This is a genomic window from Streptomyces sp. NRRL S-1813 (assembly GCF_000719605.1).
Lineage (GTDB): Bacteria > Actinomycetota > Actinomycetes > Streptomycetales > Streptomycetaceae > Streptomyces > Streptomyces decoyicus.
Window position 1 is genome coordinate 455,021 of the sequence record NZ_JOHB01000001.1, and the last position, 18,579, is coordinate 473,599.

An 18,579-nucleotide genomic window follows, 5' to 3' on the forward strand; every position below is an offset into this window, starting at 1 on the left:
CCCACGATTCCGGGAGAAGCGCCGCCAGTATGCCCACGCGCCACGACATTCGTAACGTAGCCATCGTCGCCCACGTCGACCATGGGAAGACGACCCTCGTCGACGCCATGCTCAAGCAGGCCGGCGCCTTCGCCGAACACGCCGCCGAGAAGCTCGACGACCGGATGATGGACTCCAACGACCTGGAGCGTGAGAAGGGCATCACGATCCTCGCCAAGAACACGGCGGTGAAGTATCACCCCAAGGACGGCGGGGACCCGATCACGATCAACATCATCGACACCCCCGGCCACGCCGACTTCGGTGGCGAGGTCGAGCGCGGTCTGTCGATGGTGGACGCGGTCGTCCTGCTGGTCGACGCCTCCGAGGGCCCGCTCCCGCAGACCCGCTTCGTGCTCCGCAAGGCCCTCTCGGCCCGGATGCCGGTCATCCTGTGCATCAACAAGACCGACCGCCCCGACTCCCGGATCGACGAGGTCGTCAACGAGACCTACGACCTCTTCCTGGACCTGGACGCGGACGAGGACCAGATCGAGTTCCCGATCGTCTACGCCTGCGCCCGTGACGGCGTCGCCTCGCTGACCAAGCCGGAGGACGGCACCGTCCCCCCCGACAGCGAGAACCTCCAGCCGTTCTTCACCACCCTGCTGGAGCACGTCCCGGCGCCGGAGTACGACGAGGAGGCCCCGCTCCAGGCCCACGTCACCAACCTCGACGCGGACAACTTCCTCGGCCGTATCGCGCTGCTCCGGGTCGAGCAGGGCGAGCTGAAGAAGGGCCAGACGGTCGCGTGGATCAAGCGTGACGGCACGATGTCCAACGTCCGCATCACCGAGCTGATGATGACCGAGGCGCTCACCCGCAAGCCCGCCGAAAAGGCCGGCCCCGGTGACATCTGTGCGGTCGCCGGTATCCCGGACATCATGATCGGCGAGACGCTGGCCGACCCGGAGAACCCGGTCGCGCTGCCGCTGATCACGGTCGACGAGCCGGCCATCTCGATGACCATCGGTACCAACACCTCGCCGCTGGTCGGCAAGGGCGGCAAGGGCCACAAGGTCACCGCCCGCCAGGTGAAGGACCGCCTGGACAAGGAGCTGATCGGTAACGTCTCGCTGCGCGTCCTGGACACCGAGCGTCCCGACGCGTGGGAGGTCCAGGGCCGTGGCGAGCTGGCGCTGGCCATCCTCGTCGAGACCATGCGCCGGGAGGGCTTCGAGCTGACCGTCGGCAAGCCCGAGGTCGTCACCAAGGAGATCGACGGCAAGCTGCACGAGCCGATCGAGCGCCTGACGATCGACTCCCCCGAGGAGCACCTCGGCGCCATCACGCAGCTGATGGCGACCCGCAAGGGCCGTATGGAGACCATGACCAACCACGGTTCCGGCTGGATCCGTATGGAGTGGATCGTGCCGTCGCGTGGCCTGATCGGCTTCCGTACGGAGTTCCTGACCCAGACCCGCGGTACGGGCATCGCGCACTCCCTGTTCGAGGGCCACGAGCCGTGGTTCGGCGAGCTGCGCACCCGCCACAACGGTTCGCTGGTCGCCGACCGCTCCGGTTCGGTCACGCCGTTCGCGATGATCAACCTCCAGGAGCGCGGCGTGATCTTCACGGAGCCGGGCACCGAGGTGTACGAGGGCATGATCATCGGCGAGAACTCGCGCGCCGACGACATGGACGTGAACATCACCAAGGAAAAGAAGCTCACCAACATGCGTGCGGCTTCCGCGGACACCACCGAGAACGTGGTTCCGCCGCGCAAGCTCTCCCTGGAGCAGTCGCTGGAGTTCTGCCGCGACGACGAGTGCATCGAGGTCACCCCGGAGACGGTCCGTATCCGCAAGGTCGTCCTGGACCAGAAGGAGCGCGGCCGCACCGCGTCGCGCGCCAAGCGGTAACACCGGCTGCGGTCCGGCCGTCCGGGCCCGTCCGGGCCGGGATGATGGCCTGAAGTGATGGGGCGCCCCTCCGCGTGAGGGGCGCCCTTTGCTGTGCCGGCGCAGTACAGGGGCCCTTCGCGGCCCGTTGTCAGTGGTCGGCGGGAGACTGGCGGTATGGCAAGGACGACGAAGATCGAGACCGGGCGCGAGATCGCCACGCTCATCAATGTGTTCACCGTGCTGCCGGAGCGGCAGGCGGAGCTGGTGGCGCTGCTGAGCCGGGCCACCGAGGAGACGATGAAGGACCGGCCGGGATTCATCTCGGCGAATATCCACGCAAGTGCGGACGGCGATCGGGTCGTCAACTATGCGCAGTGGGAGAGCGAGGCGCACTTCCGGGCGATGCTGGCCGATCCGACGGCACAGGAGCACATGACGCAGGCCGCCGCGCTGGCGGAGGGATTCGATCCGCGGCTGTATGCGGTGGAGTCCGTGCACCACATATAAGGATCTCCCGGCGCCACATAGGGATCTCCCGGTGCCGCGTTCAGGGATGTCCGCCCCGGGCCGGGGCGGCGGCCCGGATCTGCGTACGCGCCCCCCCGCTCGGGCATCCGAGGGGTTTCTCAGGTTTTCGGAGCAGTGGCGGTCGCCGCCGGAGTGCGGTACGTCCCGCTTTGCGATCTTATGTGGCCTAGGGCCTGCCCGCCCCTGATCCGCCGGACAGGCCTCAGGCATGATCCCGGACCTGAGGAGGCGTCATGCGCGGAGCCACGCGCGCGAAGTGGGGCGTCTGCGCCGTAGGCGTCGCTCTCGTGGCCACGGCGTGCGGGGGCGGAGCGGGGGCCGGCCGTTCCGGGGTGGTCAGCTCGTCGTGGGGCGATCCGCAGAATCCGCTGGAGCCGGCGAACACCAATGAGGTCCAGGGCGGCAAGGTTCTGGAGATGCTGTTCCGGGGGCTCAAGCGCTACGACCCGAAGACGGGCGCGGCGGAGAATGTGATGGCGGACCGGATCGAGACGTCGGATTCGCAGAATTTCACGGTGACGCTGAAACCCGGCTGGACCTTCAGCAATGGCGAGAAGGTCACCGCCAAGTCTTTTGTGGATGCCTGGAATTACGGGGCGCTGCTGAGCAACAAGCAGAAGAACGCGGCATTCTTCCAGTACATCGACGGTTTTGCGCAGGTGCACCCGGACGGCGGGATCCCTCGGGCCAAGACGCTGTCGGGGCTGGTGGTGAAGGACGACAGGACCTTCACCGTCAAGCTCAACCAGAAGTTCTCCAGCTGGCCGGACACGCTGGGCTACTCGGCCTTCATGCCGCTGCCGCAGGCATTCTTCCGGGATCACGATGCCTGGATCCAAAAGCCCGTGGGGAACGGGCCGTATCTCGTGGACTCCTACGAGAAGGGGTCCGTGCTGCGAATGCGGAAGTGGGGGAAGTATCCGGGTGACGATCCGGCACGGAACGGCGGCATCGATCTGCGGGTCTACACGGACAACAACACCGCCTATACCGATCTCCAGGCCGGCAACCTCGATCTGGTCGACGACATTCCGGCCGCGCAGCTCAAGCATGTGAAGTCGGATCTCGGCGGCCGCTATATCAATCAGCCGGCCGGGATCATCCAGACCCTCACCTTCCCCATGTACGACAAGAGGTGGAACCGGCCGGGCGCGGAGAAGGTGCGGCGCGGCATCTCGATGGCGATCGACCGGGACCAGATCACCCGGGAGATCTTCCAGAAGACCCGGACGCCCGCCACGGACTGGACCTCGCCGGTGCTGGGGGCGGACGGGGGGTACAAGCCGGGACTGTGCGGCGATGCCTGTGTGTTCGACGCGGCACAGGCCAAGCAGCTGGTCAAGGAGGGCGGCGGGATTCCCGGCGGGAGGATGACCCTCACGTACAACGCCGATACGGGGTCCCACAAGGACTGGATCGACGCCACCTGCAACAGCATCAACAAGTCCCTGGGGGACGACAACGCCTGCGTCGGGAACCCGGTCGGGACCTTCGCCGACTTCCGGAACAAGATCACGGCCAAGCGGATGCCGGGTCCGTTCCGGGCCGGCTGGCAGATGGACTATCCGCTGATCCAGAACTTCCTTCAGCCGCTGTATTACACCAACGCCTCATCCAACGACGGCAAGTTCAGTAACCGCGCTTTCGACAAGCTGGTGAACGAGGCGAATGCGGCAACGGACACCGGCCAGGCCGTCGCGAAGTTCCAGGACGCGGAGAAGATCCTCGCCCAGCAGATGCCGGCCGTTCCGCTGTGGTACCAGAACGGCAGCGGTGGTTATTCGGACCGGATCAGCAATGTTGCGCTGAATCCGTTCAGCGTTCCGGTCTACAACGAAATCAAGGTCAACTGACAGCGGTGCGAGGGAGGTTGGCGCTTCATGGGACGCTATGTGATCCGGCGGCTGCTCCAGATGATCCCGGTGTTCATCGGCAGTACGTTTCTGATCTTCTTCATGGTCTATGCGCTGGGCGACCCCGTGGCCGCGATGTTCGGCGACCGGGCGCCCGACCCCGCCACCGCCGCGCAGATCCGCAGCGACCTCTACCTAGATGAGCCGCTGTGGAAGCAGTATCTGCATTACATGGGGCAGATCTTCCAGGGGAATTTCGGCACCGCGTTCAACGGCCAGTCGGTCACCGAACTGATGGCCAGTGCCTTTCCCGTCACGCTACGGCTGACGATCGTCGCCATTGTGATCGAGATGGTGGTGGGCATCGTGCTGGGTGTGTTCAGCGGGCTGCGGCGCGGCCGGGACATCGACACCACGGTGCTGGTCCTCAGCCTCGTCGTGGTGTCCATCCCGACGTTCGTCAGCGGCTATCTGCTCCAGTTCGTGTTCGGGGTGCAGTGGGGCTGGGCCGCGCCGTCCGTCGCCCCGGAGGCACCCCTGAACGAACTCCTGCTGCCGGGGCTGGTGCTGGCGCTGGTCTCGCTCGCCTATGTGACCCGGCTGACCCGGACCTCGATCGCGGAGAACGCCCGCGCCGACTATGTCCGTACGGCCCTCGCCAAGGGCCTGCCCCGGCACCGCGTCATCACCCGCCATCTGCTGCGCAATTCGCTGATCCCGGTCGTCACCTTCATCGGCACGGATATCGGCGCCCTGATGGGCGGCGCGATCGTCACCGAGCGCATCTTCAACATCCATGGCGTCGGATTCCAGCTCTATCAGGGCATCCTGCGGCAGAACTCGCCGACCGTCGTGGGCTTCGTGACCATCCTGGTGCTGGTCTTCCTCCTGGCGAACCTCCTCGTCGACCTGCTGTACGCCGTCCTCGACCCGAGGATCCGTTATGCCTGAGTCCTACGTCCCGAAGGAAGCCATGGGTCATGGCGACGGCGGCTCCGCCGCACTGGCCATCGGCGAGGCGGAGTCGCTTGAGCGGCGGCCCGGTGCCGCCCCGCCGGGCGGCGGCCCACCCGGCGGGGAACTGTTCGGCAAGCCCCGCAGCCTGTGGAGCGACGCCTGGCACGATCTGTACCGCAACCCCGTCTTCGTGGTCTCCGCGCTGGTCATCGTCTTCCTGGTGATCATCGCCATCTGGCCGCAGCTGATCGCCACCGGCAACCCGTACCGCGCGGACCTCGCCAAGGCGCAGCAGGGCTCCCAGCCCGGCCACCCCTTCGGCTTCGACACGCAGGGCCGGGATGTCTACACCCGCGTGGTCTACGGTGCCCGCGCCTCCATCACGGTGGGAGTCTGCGCCACGACCGGCGCGGCGCTGCTCGGCAGCCTGCTGGGCGGGCTGGCCGGCTTCTTCGGCGGCTGGTGGGACACCTCGCTCTCCCGGCTCGCCGACATCTTCTTCGGCATCCCGGTGATCCTCGGCGGCCTGGTGTTCCTCTCCGTCGTCACCAGCACCACGGTCTGGCCGGTGGTCGGCTTCATCGTGCTGCTCGGCTGGCCGCAGATCTCCCGGATCGCCCGCGGCTCCGTCGTCACCGCCAAGCAGAACGACTACGTCCAGGCCGCACGGGCGCTGGGCGCCGGCAACGGGCGGATGCTGCTGCGGCACATCGCACCGAACGCGATCGCGCCGGTCATCGTCGTCGCCACCATCGCGCTCGGTACGTACATCGCGCTGGAGGCGACGCTCTCCTATCTGGGCGCGGGCCTGAAGCCGCCCACCGTCTCCTGGGGCATCGACATCTCCACGGCCTCCACGTACATCCGCAGCGCACCGCACATGCTGCTGTGGCCCGCGGGCGCGCTGAGCATCACGGTGCTGGCGTTCATCATGCTCGGCGACGCGGTGCGCGACGCCCTCGACCCCAAGTTGCGCTGAGGAGCCGGACGATGACGAACGAGGACACGGCCGGAACGCCCGCGGGCGGCGCCACGGCGCTCGCGGACACGGCCCTGCTGGACGTGCGCGATCTGCGGGTCGAGTTCCGCACCCGGGACGGTGTGGCGAAGGCCGTCAACGGCGTCAGCTACCGCGTGGCGCCGGGCCAGACGCTGGCGGTGCTCGGGGAGTCGGGCTCCGGCAAGTCCGTCACCGCACAGGCCGTGATGGGCATCCTCGACTCGCCGCCGGGGTTCGTCACCGGCGGCGAGATCCTTTTCCAGGGGCGCGATCTGCTCACCCTGCGCAAGGAAGAACGGCGCCGGGTCCGCGGCGCGAAGATGGCGATGATCTTCCAGGACGCGCTGTCCTCGCTGAACCCGGTCCTCACCGTCGGGGCACAGCTCGGGGAGATGTTCCAGGTCCACGAGGGGATGTCCCGTAAGGGAGCCCGTGGCAAGGCCGTGGAGCTGATGGAGCGGGTCGGCATTCCCGCGGCCAGGGAGCGGGTGGGCGACTACCCGCACCAGTTCTCCGGCGGTATGCGCCAGCGCATCATGATCGCGATGGCGCTGTCCCTCGGCCCGGAGCTGATCATCGCGGACGAGCCGACCACGGCCCTGGATGTCACCGTCCAGGCGCAGGTGATGGATCTGCTGGCGGAACTCCAGCGCGAACTCACCATGGGCCTGATCCTGATCACCCATGACCTCGGGGTGGTCGCGGATGTCGCCGACACCATCGCGGTGATGTACGCGGGCCGGATCGTCGAGACCGCCCCCGTCCACCAGCTCTACAAGGCACCCGCCCACCCGTACACCCGCGGCCTGCTGGACTCCATCCCGCGGCTGGACCAGAAGGGACAGCGGCTGTACGCGATCAAGGGCCTGCCGCCCAATCTGACCGCCATCCCACCGGGCTGCCCCTTCCATCCGCGCTGCCCGCTGGCCCAGGACATCTGCCGCACCGACCTTCCGCCGCTCTACGAGGCCGGACCCGGCAGGGCCAGCGCCTGCCACTTCTGGAAGGAGACCCTCGATGGCGCACGGTGACAGCGGCACCCCGGCGGCCGGTACGACGGAACCGATCCTGGAGATCCGCGACCTGGTCAAGCACTTCCCGCTCACCCGGGGTGTGCTCCTCAGGAAGCAGGTCGGCGCCGTCCAGGCCGTCGACGGGGTCTCCTTCGACCTCCACCAAGGGGAAACGCTCGGCATCGTCGGCGAATCGGGCTGCGGCAAGTCCACGGTCGCCAAGCTGCTGGTCGGCCTCGAACGCCCGACGGCGGGCCGCATCCGCTACCGGGGCGAGGACATCAGCACGCTCTCCGGCCGGGCGCTGAAGGCCGTACGCCGCAACATCCAGATGGTGTTCCAGGACCCCTACACCTCCCTGAACCCCCGGATGACCGTCGGCGACATCATCGGCGAGCCGTACGAGATCCACCCCGAGGTGGCCCCCAAGGGCGACCGCCGCAGAAAGGTCCGGGAACTCCTGGACGTGGTCGGGCTCAACCCCGAGTACATCAACCGCTATCCGCACCAGTTCTCCGGCGGACAGCGCCAGCGCATCGGCATCGCCCGCGGTCTCGCCCTGCGCCCGGAGATCATCGTCGCCGATGAGCCGGTCTCCGCGCTGGACGTCTCCGTTCAGGCCCAAGTGGTCAATCTGCTGGAGCAGTTGCAGCACGAGTTCGACCTGTCGTACGTCTTCATCGCCCACGATCTGTCCGTCGTACGGCACATCTCCGACCGCGTCGCGGTGATGTACCTGGGCCGGCTCGCCGAGATCGGCACCGAGGACCAGATCTACGAGCACCCCACCCATCCGTACACCCAGGCCCTGCTGTCCGCCGTGCCCGTCCCCGACCCGGACGCCCGTACCCAACGGGACCGCATCCTGCTGGCGGGCGAGGTCCCCTCGCCCGCCCACCCGCCGTCCGGATGCCGCTTCCGCACCCGCTGCTGGAAGGCCCAGCAGCTGTGCGCGGATGTCGTGCCGCCACTGGAAGTGCCCGCGCAGTTCCGGGAGCCGGCGGGACCGGCCGGGCACGCCTCGGCCTGTCACTTCGCGGAGGAGCGGCAGGTCGTGCCGAGCGAGTAGCCGTACGGCGGGCAGCCCGTCGCGGCCCCCGGAGGAGCACATGCCGGAGCCCGCCTCCCGTAGGGGAAGCGGGCTCCGGCATTGAGCGGCGGCCGTCGCTAGTCGGTCTTGCCGACCTCGCCGGCCGGCTCGATGTCCTCCATCGCCGCCAGCGCCGGGTCGAGGATGATGTCCTCGTCGCGGGCCGCGGTCGTCGGCTCCTCGGGGAAGTGACAGGCCGTGAGGTGGCCGGTCTTGTTCCCGGTGATCTGGACGAGCGGCGGCTCCTCGGTCGCGCACTTGTCCTGCGCCTTCCAGCACCGCGTACGGAACCGGCAGCCGGAGGGCGGATTGACGGGGGAGGGGACGTCACCGGCGAGGCGGATGCGCTCGCGGTCCTCCTCCTCGCTCTCCACCAGCTTGGCCTCCGGCACCGCCGAGAGCAGCGCGTGGGTGTACGGGTGGCGCGGCCGGTTGTAGATCTCGTCGCGGGTACCCACCTCGACGATCTTGCCGAGGTACATCACCGCGACGCGCTCGCTGAAGTGCCGCACGATCGCCAGGTCGTGGGCGATGAACAGGAACGCGATGCCCAGCTCACGCTGGAGCTTCTGGAGCAGGTTGACGACCTGCGCCTGGATGGAGACATCGAGCGCGGAGACCGGCTCGTCGGCGATGATCAGCTTCGGCTCCAGGGCGAGCGCCCGGGCCACGCCGATGCGCTGCCGCTGGCCGCCGGAGAACTCGTGCGGGAAGCGGTTGTAGTGCTCCGGGCTGAGACCCACGGTCTCCAGGAGCTCCCGGATCCGCTTCTCCCGGCCACCGGGCGGGTTGATCCCGTTGATCTCCATCGGGCCGCCGATGATGGTGCCGACCGTCTGCCGCGGGTTCAGCGAGGCATACGGGTCCTGGAAGATCATCTGGATCTCGGACCGGATCGGCGCCAGTTCCTTGCGGTCGGCGTGGGTGATGTCCCGGCCCGCGTACGTGATCTTGCCGGCGGTCGGCTTCATGAGCCGGGTGAGCAGCCGTCCGGTGGTGGACTTGCCGCAGCCCGACTCGCCGACCAGGCCGAAGCTTTCGCCGGCGTGCACGGTCAGGTCGACGCCGTCGACCGCCTGGACCGCGCCGACCCGTCGCTTGAACGGGAAGCCGCCGTAGATCGGGAAGTGCTTGGTGAGTCCCTCGGCGGTGAGCAGCGGCTCGCCCGGGGCGGGCGCGGCGCCGCGGGGCGCCGGGAGGGTGACGTTGTCTGTCATGGTGATAGCTCCCTAGCCCAGCCGGGGCTTGATCTGCTCGGTGAAGAGGGTCTGCTTCTGCTCGGTGCTCAGATGGCACGCGGCCGCCCGCCCCAGCTCCAGCGCGGGCCGCTCGTCGGTGCAGCGGGTACCGCCGACCTCCTGGGTGAAGCCGCAGCGCGGGTGGAAGGCGCAGCCGGAGGGCGGGTTGAGCAGGCTCGGCGGGGAGCCGGGAATCGGGTGCAGCGCCTCGCTGACGTCCGAGGAGAGCCGCGGCATGGAGCTCAGCAGGCCCCAGGTGTACGGGTGCCGGGGCTGGGTGAGGATCTCCTTGACGGAGCCCCGCTCGACGGCCCGGCCCGCGTACATCACCAGCACGTCGTCCGCGGTGTTGGCGACCACGCCGAGGTCGTGGGTGATCAGGATGATCGCGGAGCCGAACTCCTGCTGGAGGTCCTTGAGGAGGTCGAGGATCTGCGCCTGGACGGTGACGTCCAGGGCGGTGGTCGGCTCGTCGGCGATCAGGAGCTGAGGGTTGCAGACCAGCGCCATGGCGATCATGGCGCGCTGCCGCATACCGCCGGAGAACTGGTGCGGATAGTCGTCCACCCGCAGGTCGGGCTGCGGGATACCGACCTTGGTCAGCATCTCGATGGCGCGCAGCCGGCCCTCGCGCTTGGTGGCGCCGGTGTGCTTGATGAACGGCTCGGCGATCTGCCGGCCGATCGTGTAGTACGGCGACAGGGAGGTCAGCGCGTCCTGGAAGATCATGGCCATCTTGTTGCCACGGAGCTTCTCCAGGGTCTTGTCCCTGGCCCCGGTCAACTCCTGGCCGTCCAGCACGATTTCGCCACCGATCTTGGTGGCCTTCGGGTCGTGCAGCCCCAGGACGGCGAGGTTGGTCACCGACTTGCCGGAGCCCGATTCGCCGACGATGCCGAGCGTCTGCCCGCGTTCCAGATCGAAGGAGAGACCATCGACCGCCTTGACGATGCCGTCCTCGGTGGAGAACCGCACATGCAGGTCGCGTACGGAGAGAAACGCATCAGATCCGGTCGGGACCGGCGCACCCTCGGGTTTGGTGAGTGTGGTCACTGGTGGTTCTCCTAGGCCAGACGCACGCGCGGGTCGATGAACGCGTAGCAGGCGTCCACGACGATGTTGGACAGGATGATGAACGCGGCTGCGAAGAGCATCACGCCCATGACCGTGGGCAGGTCGGTGTTGAGCACCGACTGCATCGACAGGGTGCCCAGACCCGGCAGGGCGAAGGTCACCTCGGTGATCATGGCGCCGCCGAAGAGGGTGCCGAGGTCGATGCCGAAGATGGTGACGATGGGGATCAGCGAGCCGCGCCAGGCGTAGCGGAAGAAGACCGTCTTGGCCGACATCCCCTTGGCGCGGGCCGTGCGGACGTGTTCCTCCTGGAGCTGCTCGATCATCGCGGAGCGCGCCATACGGGTGTACTGCGCGGTGAAGATGATCGAGAGCACACACCACGGGATCAGCAGGCCCATGAACCAGCCGGCGGGATCCTGCGTGATGGGGACGTATTTGGGCTGCCCCAGCAGATTGGTGTTGTAGACCAGCAACGCCAGCACGATCGGGCCGACGAAGTAGATCTGCATCGAGCTGAGTACCAGCGAGGCCGAGCTGAAGAACTTGTCGATCAGCGAGCCCTGCTTCCAGGCGGCGACCATACCGGTGGCCAGACCGACGAGCAGGAAGACCGCGGCGGCGCCGAGGGTCAGCGACAGGGTGATCGGGAAGCGGTCGACGATGGTGCTCCACACCGCGTCGCCGGTGGCGAAGGAGTAGCCGAAGCAGGGCGCGGGACACGGCCCCTGGGCGAAGTCACGGCCGGTGACGATGCCGGACATGAAGTTCCAGTACTGCACCAGGATCGGCTGGTCGAGCCCCATGTTCTTGTGGATGATCGCGAGTGCGTCGGGGCCACAGTTCCTTCCGCACGCTAGCAGCGCGGGGTCCCTGGGGGCGGCGAAGAAGAGGAAGAACGTGAACGCGCTGATGAGCAGCAAGATCACGATCGCGCCGAGAGACCGGCGGAAGAGGAATCGAAGCATGGCAGATCGCAGCTCTCGTGGGGCAGCGGAGGTGTGGGGTGAGAGGTGGCACGGTGTGCCCGCCCTGTGAGGCGGGCACACCGGGTGCCGGAGTAACCGGAACGGTCGCGGTTACTTCTTGACGTACATCTTGGTCGGGTCGACGGAGCTGATGATGTCGTTGTTCACGACGCCGCCGACCTTGGAACCGTGGAGCTGGATCTGCTTGTAGTAGAAGGTCGGGATCTGCGGCAGGTCCTCCTTGAGGATCTTCTCGCCGAGCGCGAACCAGTCGTCCGCCGCCTTCTTCTGGTCCGTCTCCTGCTCGATCCGGTCGATTTCCTTGTTGGTCGCCGGGTTGTTGTACAGCGAGTAGTTGGTCCCGCCGTCCTGGATCTGCCGGCCGTCGTACACCGAGGGGAGCACCGTCAGCGCGCTCGGCCAGTCCGCACCCCACGCAGAGGGGTAGAGGTCGAACTTGTTGTCCGTCTTGCCGATGATGTCGTAGTAGGTGTCCGAGGGCAGTTCCTTGCTCTGGACGTCGAAGCCGGCCTTCTTGAGGTTGTCGACCACCGCGACGGAGTACTTCGACGGCTCGGTCGCCGTGTTGTGCGCGTAGGTCAGCTTCATGCCGGACTTGCCGGCGTCCTTCAGGATCTTCTTGGCCTTCTCGACGTCGCCCAGCGGCTTCTTGAGCTTGCCGTAGGGGTCGATGTCCTTGTAGCCGGTCAGCGTCGGGCTGATGTAGCTGCCGGCCAGCTCACCGCCGCCCGGGGTGCCGTAGGCGTCGAGGACGGCCTGGGTCGGCAGCGCGTAGGCGATGGCCTCGCGGATCTTCTTGTCCTTCAGGCGCCGCATGTTGAAGTTCATGACGCCGACGTAGGGCTGGTAGCCGGAGGTCGAACGCGCCTTGATCTTCGGGTCGTTGGCGACCTGCTGCATGCTCGCGGCGTCGACCTGGTTGTTGAAGCTGACCGCGGTCTGGTTGTCCGCGTTGTCGGCCATCAGACGCTGGGTGGAGTCGGTGAAGGCCACGCTGAACTGGACGTCGAACTTGTCGGCGTACTGGTGACGCGTGATGTCGCTGTTCGGGTCCCACTTGCTGTTCTTGACCAGCGTGATGCCCTTGCCGTTCTTGAACGAGCCGGGCTGGATCTTGTACGGGCCCGAGGCGACCGGGGCCTTGTCGTACTTCTCCTTGGTGTCCTTGCTCTTCTCGACCGCGCCGTAGCCCGCCATGGCGAGCGCGTAGGGCAGGTCACCCACGGGCTTCTTGAAGTGGAAGACGATGGTCTTGTCGTCCGGCGTGTCCAGCACGTCCTTGGGCAGGTGCTTCCCCTCGTAGGGGCCGCCCTTGAGGAGCTTGCGGTAGTCCGCCGAGTCGGCCAGCCAGCGCTGCACGTACGTCGGGCCGCTGGAGATGAAGTCCGCGAACGTCCGCTCGAAGGTGTGGCGGATGTCGGCCGAGGTGATCGGCTTGCCGTCCTCGAACTTGATGCCGTCCTTGAGCTTGTACGTCCAGGTCTTGCCGCCGTCGGTCTTCTGACCGCTGTCCGTGGCGAGGTCACCGACCACGGTGTACTTGCCCTTGTTGTCCAGGTGGAAGTTCGTGAGCCTGCGGAACAGCAGGCTCGCGACGGTGCCCTGGTCCGAGACGTAGATCTGCGCCGGGTCCAGGTGCGCGTAGGTGTCACGCTGGTAGACCTTGATGGTGCCGCCCGGGGTGGCGCCGGGAACGGCCTCGGCCGGCCCCTTGGAGGCGGCCGCGTCACCGAAGGTGATCTGGGCGCGCTGCTTCTCGGCGTTCTTGCGGGCGTCGTCGCCGCCGGCGCCCTTGCCGGCGCCGCTGCTGCACGCGGTGAGGACCATGGCCCCCGCGGCCAGCGCCACGACGGTGGCGCGCGCTCTGCGCATACGAACGTTGCTCATGGTGGTGGATGCACCTGCCTGTCGTTGATCCGTTGCTGCTGCCTGACTGATGCGGTGCTGGTGGGGTGGCAGCACCCCCCCGCGGAACGGATTCACCGAGCCCTCTTCGGGTCGAAGGCGTCCCGGACCGAGTCCCCGAGCAGGTTGAACGCGACGATGAAGATGACCATCGCGAGGCCGGGGAAGAACAAGTACGTGATGTCGTTGCGGTAGTAGTCCGCCGCGTTGGCGAACATCCGGCCCCAGTCGGGCGTGGGCTCGACGAGACCGACGCCGAGGAACGAGAGCCCCGCGATGGAGGTCACGAAGTTCGGCAGCATGTAGGTCGTCTGGACCAGGATCGGCGTCATCACGTTGGGCACCAGCTCGCGGCGGATGATCCGCCACGGGGAGGCGCCGCTGACCTTGGCGGCCTCGACGAACTCCCGCTCGCGCAGCGACAGCACCTGGCCGCGCAGCAGACGGGCCAGGCTCATCCAGCCCAGGAACCACATGACCAGGATGATGATTCCGGCGCGCAGCCACTCGGGCATCTCGTCCTCGGGAGCGACGAAGACGGCGCCCATGACCGGCACGAAGGCGACGAAGAAGAGCTGGTTCGGGAAGGCCATCAGCAGGTCGATGAACCGGCCGATGAAGTAGTCGATGCGCCCGCCGAAGTAGCCGGCGGCGACCCCCAGCAGGATCGCGGTGAGCACCGAGACCAGGGTGATGCCCACGGCGAGGCCCAGCGTGTTGCGGATGCCGTAGAGCAGCTGCATGAGGACATCGCGGCCCAGGCCGGGTTCGATGCCGAACCAGAAGTCTCCGGAGATCCCGCCGTTGGGCCCGGCCGGGTACTGGTTGACCAGGAGCCCCGGGGTGATCTGCCCGTAACGGGTGTAGGGATCCTTCCCGTAGATCTTGGAGATGACCGGTGCGAGCACGCCGATCAGGAAGAAGAAGAGCACGACGCCGGCGCTGATGACGCCGATCCGGTCGCGCTTGAAGCGCGTCCACATCAGCTGGCCGGGCGAACGGCCTTGCAGTGGATCGTTTTTGCCGTTTTTTCCGTTCTTCTTCGAGGTCAGTCCTTCGGGGCCAAGACCAGGGGTGTCGGTCGTGGTCCCCGCGGTCTGGGATGGACTAGTCATCGCGAAGTGCCCCCGCGCCGAGTTCTCTTGGAACGTGAAGCGGCACCGAATGCACCGCTGGATGAGCGGACTTTCGCAAGTGATTTATGGCGGAGTCAAGGGGATCGGGTGTGCTCGTGAACAGGTCGTCTACTTCTTGAGCGAAGATTGCGCAAGTTGATCCCATGGCGTGCTTGACAGGTGGGCGGGATATACGGCATGGGGGACATATCGCCACAAACTTCTTTAACATGAAGGCAACTTCACTGTCGCAACACCGATATACGGACGCGCCATGATGAACAACGTACGGCCGTGCGGGTGCCGTAGACCGGCCGGGACGCCAGGTGGCGTTCCGGCCGGTTGCCGTTTCGGGGGATTTCTCCCCTCGTCCCCCCGCGGGCGTGTTGTCCCTGCGCCAGGTCTGGAGTAGACCTGCGGTGGGCACCCCCTGAACGGGGCTGCCATGGACCACCCAGGTACATCGACACGGACGGGGGGCTGGCCGTGTCCACAGGGCGGGACGGCGTTCTCACGCACGGCGCACGCGGCATCGGCGCACTGCTCTGCCTGCTGCTCGCACTCCTCACCGCGGCCTGGATCATCCGGGATCTGACGATCGCCCAGCACGGCGCGGACGTGTGGTGGACCTGGCTGGGCGAGGCCCGCCGGCCACGGGAGTTCACCGCCTGGGCCACCTCGGCGCTCGACCCGCTGCTGGTGCTCGGCGCGCTCACCGCCGCGGTCGCCACCCTGCGCGGCGCCGTCCCCTCGTCCGTGGCCGCGGGGGCGCTGCTCTCGCTGGCGGCCGCCACCGCACTGCTGCGGATCCCGCTGGTGTGGGTGCTGGGCGCGGGCTGGCTCCAGGGGCTGGACAACGGGCTCACGGAGCGGGCGCGGCTGACCGCCCTGGCCCAGCTCACGCTGGCGGCCGCACTGGTCGTGGTGGTCGTGGCGGGCCGGAAGTCCGGCGGCCGGGCGGGCCGGCGGGCCGGGCACGCGGTGCGCGGGCTGCCGGAGGGGGCGTCAGCGGCGTACGGAGTGGTCCACGCGGTGCCGTACGGAGCGGACCCCGAGCGGCCCGGCAGGCCGTACAGGGGACCGGCCGTCACGGCCGCCGTTTTCCTGGGAACCGCCGGACTCGCCGTGGCCGGCTGGGAGATCCACTGGCAGGTGCAGCTCGGCGGGGCCGTCTACCGCAAGGGGCTGCTCGGCGACGCCTCCGTCTTCCGTGCCCTGCTCCAGCCCCCGGTCCACTGGCAGGCGGCGGCGCTCGCGCTGCTGGCAGTGGGGGCCGCGGCCGCCGTGCTGCGCCGCGCGGCCTGGGCCAGGCCGGCCGCGATGACGGCCGCGGCCCTGCTGCTCGTGCACGGGGCCGTGGCGCTCGTCTTCGCCGTGCGCACCGGGGAGTTCGGCCGGTTCGCCGCACTGCCCGTCCAGGCCCGGCTGGAGGTGGCGACCGCGGCCTTCGTGGCCGCCGCCGGGCTGGCCGCGCTGGTCGCGGCGGCCCGGCCCGGCACACCGGACGCCTCCCGGGATGCGGACGGTGTGCTGGCCTACGGCGCCGCCCCGGGCGAGGCGCGGCCGCTGCACGCCCCGCCCCCGCCGTCCAGGCTTCCACCCGGCTGGTGAGACGGCTCCGGGCCCCGCAAGCGCTACGTCCTCAGGACGGCATCCCCAGCGACCGCTTGAGGAAGTCGACTTGCAGCAGCAGTAGGTTTTCGGCCACCTGTTCCTGTGAGGCCATGTGCGTCACCCCGGACAGCGGCAGCACTTCGTGCCGGCGGCCCGCCGCCAGCAGCGCCGAGGACAGCCGCAGCGAGTGCGCCACCACCACGTTGTCGTCCGCGAGGCCGTGCACGATCAGCATCGGACGGTGCGGCTCCACCGCTCCGGACAGCCCGTCGTCGGTGATCAGCGAGTTCGCCGCGTAGACGGCCGGCTCCTCGTCCGGGTGGCCGAGATACCGCTCCTGGTAATGGGTGTCGTACAGCCGCAGATCGGTCACCGGCGCACCGACCACCGCCGCATGGAAGACATCGGGGCGGCGCAGCGCCGCCAGCCCCGCGAGATAGCCGCCGAAGGACCAGCCGCGGATCGCCACCCGCTCCATGTCCAGAGGAAAGGATCCGGCCAGTGCCTGGAGGGCGTGGACCTGGTCGTCCAGGGCGACGTCCGCGAGGTTGCGGAACATCGCCTTCTCCCATGCGGGGGAGCGGCCCGGGGTGCCCCGGCCGTCCGCGACGATCACCGCGAACCCCTGGTCGGCGAACCACTGGGAGGTCAGATGGGCGTGGTGCGCGGCGATCACCCGCTGGCCGTGCGGACCGCCGTACGGATCCATCAGCACCGGCAGCGGACCGTCGCCCTCCTTATATCCCCCGGGCAGCAGCACCGCGCACGGAATCTCGCGTTCCCCGGCGCGCACGAGACGGGGGCGGGCGGTCAGCACCGGCTCCTCGGCACAGGAGCCGATCGTGGCGAGGGTCTTCTCCCCACCGTCGGGATCCAGCCGCACCACGTCCACCTGGGTGCCGGGCCGCTCCAGTGAGGTCTGCGACAGCACGGTCACCATGCCGCCGCGCACCGCGGAGGACACCGTCGGATACGGGCGCTCGCCCACCCGCTCCCAGCCGCCCTGGTCACCGCTGCCGCGGAACCAGGCGCGGTAGACGCCGATGTCGTGCATCTCGGTGCCGCTCGCGGAGAAGAGGACGTCCTCCTCGCCGATGTCCAGAACGGCCCGGACGTGCAGCGGCGCCCCGGTCAGCGGGCGGTCGCCGACGAACAGCTTGCGCGCACCGCCCTCGTCAGAGATCCGCACCAGCCGCCCGTCCGGCGTCCAGGCCGGCGCCCCGGGGAACGGCTCGACCCACGCCTCGTCCTCCTCCTCGTGCACCGTCCGGGTCGCACCGGTCGTGGTGTCGACGGTCAGATAGCGCTGGTCGCGCTGGTCGCGGGCCTGGACGAGCAGCAGCGGCGGCCCGGCCGACGACCAGTGGACGCGCGCGAGGTAGGGGTAGCGCTCGGTGTCCCAGCCGATGTCCGTGCACGAGCCGTCCAGGCCGAAGAGCGTCAGGGTGACCTCGGCGTTGCGGGTCCCCGCTGCCGGGTAAGCGACCCGCGCGGGCTCCCGGTCCGGATGGGCGGGGTCGGAGATCCACCAGCGCTGCACCGGCGCCTCGTCGACCCGCGCGGCCAGCACCGCATCGCTGTCCGGAGACCACCAGAAGCCCCGGTAGCGGCCCATCTCCTCGGCCGCGATGAACTCCGCGAGACCCCAGGTCACCTCGGGCCCGTCGGGCTCGGCCAGCACCCGGTCCGCGGGCGCGGCGCCCGCCGGGCCGCCGTCGCCCCCGTCGGCGGTCGCGGCGCCGTCCACCGCGACCACCCGCAGCCGGCCGTCCGCCACAAAGGCCACCTGTCGGCCGTCCGGCGAGGGACGGGGGTCCACGACCGGCCCTTGGACCGGAAGTTCACGGGTGGTGCCGGCCCGTAGTTCGGAGACGAACAGCCGGCCGGAAAGGGTGAACGCCGCCAACTCCACGGCGGAGTCCGTCGCATAGCCGACGATGCCCGCCGAGCTCTCCCGGCTGCGCTCGCGGCGGGCCCGCTCCTGCGGGGGAAGGTCCTCCTCGGCGCCGGCCAGCAGCGCCTGCGGGTCGGCGGCCGTGAACTCCCGTCCCGCTTCCAGGTCGAGCACCCACAACTGCTGGCTGCGGTCGGTGCCCGCACGGGAACGGAGGAAGGCGACACGTGTGCCGTCGGGGGAGATGGCGTAGCCGCGCGGTGCGCCCAGGGTGAAGCGCTGCGTACGGGCGTATTGCCGCGGGAACGAAGGCTGTCCGGTCATGGCCCGAGCCTAAACGGGCACGGGCTCACCGCGGTCGCGCTCGTGAAGATCGTGTGCGCCCCCGCTCTGCTTCCGTGCTCCGACTTATGCGCTAGGACGGAA

At 68.6% G+C, this 18,579-nt stretch carries 14 protein-coding genes; 8 read left to right on the top strand and 6 right to left on the bottom strand.

Annotation, left to right across the window (positions count from 1 at the left end; genetic code table 11):
- Window positions 1–29 precede the first annotated feature (29 nt).
- The 7 genes from typA (at window position 30) to IF67_RS0102160 (ending at window position 8,303) form a co-directional block, all read left to right on the top strand.
- Window positions 30–1,901, top strand: a complete 1,872-nt coding sequence (gene typA, locus IF67_RS0102130; RefSeq protein ID WP_030981487.1) for a translational GTPase TypA — start codon at window positions 30–32, stop codon at window positions 1,899–1,901.
- A 156-nt stretch (window positions 1,902–2,057) separates the two neighbouring features.
- On the top strand, window positions 2,058–2,390 hold the full coding sequence (locus IF67_RS0102135) for an antibiotic biosynthesis monooxygenase family protein (RefSeq protein ID WP_030981489.1): 333 nt from the start codon (window positions 2,058–2,060) through the stop codon (window positions 2,388–2,390).
- A gap of 254 nt (window positions 2,391–2,644) precedes the next feature.
- Entirely contained in the window at window positions 2,645–4,264 is a 1,620-nt protein-coding gene (locus IF67_RS0102140) for a peptide ABC transporter substrate-binding protein (protein ID WP_030981491.1), read from the top strand.
- Between the two features lie 27 nt (window positions 4,265–4,291).
- Window positions 4,292–5,215: an ABC transporter permease gene (locus IF67_RS0102145; RefSeq protein ID WP_030981494.1), complete on the top strand. Its 924-nt coding sequence runs from the start codon at window positions 4,292–4,294 to the stop codon at window positions 5,213–5,215.
- Window positions 5,208–6,200 carry an ABC transporter permease gene (locus IF67_RS0102150; RefSeq protein WP_030981495.1) on the top strand — a complete coding sequence of 331 codons (993 nt, stop codon included), beginning with the start codon at window positions 5,208–5,210 and terminating at the stop codon, window positions 6,198–6,200. Before IF67_RS0102145 ends, IF67_RS0102150 begins: the two co-directional genes overlap by 8 nt.
- A gap of 11 nt (window positions 6,201–6,211) precedes the next feature.
- On the top strand, window positions 6,212–7,252 hold the full coding sequence (locus IF67_RS0102155; protein WP_199812667.1) for an ABC transporter ATP-binding protein: 1,041 nt from the start codon (window positions 6,212–6,214) through the stop codon (window positions 7,250–7,252).
- A complete protein-coding gene (locus IF67_RS0102160; protein WP_030981499.1) occupies window positions 7,239–8,303 on the top strand; it encodes an ABC transporter ATP-binding protein in 1,065 nt (354 codons plus the stop codon). The genes IF67_RS0102155 and IF67_RS0102160 overlap by 14 nt, the downstream gene beginning before the upstream one ends.
- A gap of 98 nt (window positions 8,304–8,401) precedes the next feature.
- Here IF67_RS0102160 and IF67_RS0102165 read toward each other — a convergent pair whose 3' ends face one another.
- From IF67_RS0102165 to IF67_RS0102185, 5 genes are all read right to left on the bottom strand, one after another.
- Window positions 8,402–9,541, bottom strand: coding sequence for an ABC transporter ATP-binding protein (locus IF67_RS0102165; RefSeq protein ID WP_030981500.1), 1,140 nt, complete (start codon window positions 9,539–9,541; stop codon window positions 8,402–8,404).
- Window positions 9,542–9,553: 12 nt separating this feature from the next.
- The gene (locus IF67_RS0102170) at window positions 9,554–10,615 is read right to left on the bottom strand and encodes an ABC transporter ATP-binding protein (protein WP_030981502.1); all 1,062 of its coding nucleotides are present in this window, start codon (window positions 10,613–10,615) and stop codon (window positions 9,554–9,556) included.
- Between the two features lie 11 nt (window positions 10,616–10,626).
- Window positions 10,627–11,604 carry an ABC transporter permease gene (locus IF67_RS0102175; RefSeq protein WP_030981504.1) on the bottom strand — a complete coding sequence of 326 codons (978 nt, stop codon included), beginning with the start codon at window positions 11,602–11,604 and terminating at the stop codon, window positions 10,627–10,629.
- A 111-nt stretch (window positions 11,605–11,715) separates the two neighbouring features.
- Window positions 11,716–13,512, bottom strand: a complete 1,797-nt coding sequence (locus IF67_RS0102180) for an ABC transporter substrate-binding protein (protein WP_030981507.1) — start codon at window positions 13,510–13,512, stop codon at window positions 11,716–11,718.
- 92 nt (window positions 13,513–13,604) lie between these two features.
- Window positions 13,605–14,645: an ABC transporter permease gene (locus IF67_RS0102185; protein WP_030981508.1), complete on the bottom strand. Its 1,041-nt coding sequence runs from the start codon at window positions 14,643–14,645 to the stop codon at window positions 13,605–13,607.
- Between the two features lie 486 nt (window positions 14,646–15,131).
- Here IF67_RS0102185 and IF67_RS0102190 point away from each other — a divergent pair, with 486 nt between their 5' ends.
- A complete protein-coding gene (locus IF67_RS0102190) occupies window positions 15,132–16,256 on the top strand; it encodes a hypothetical protein (protein WP_030981510.1) in 1,125 nt (374 codons plus the stop codon).
- Window positions 16,257–16,287: 31 nt separating this feature from the next.
- On the opposite strand, the gene IF67_RS0102195 is transcribed toward IF67_RS0102190, so the two are convergent.
- Window positions 16,288–18,477, bottom strand: coding sequence for a prolyl oligopeptidase family serine peptidase (locus IF67_RS0102195; protein ID WP_030981512.1), 2,190 nt, complete (start codon window positions 18,475–18,477; stop codon window positions 16,288–16,290).
- Window positions 18,478–18,579 lie beyond the last annotated feature (102 nt).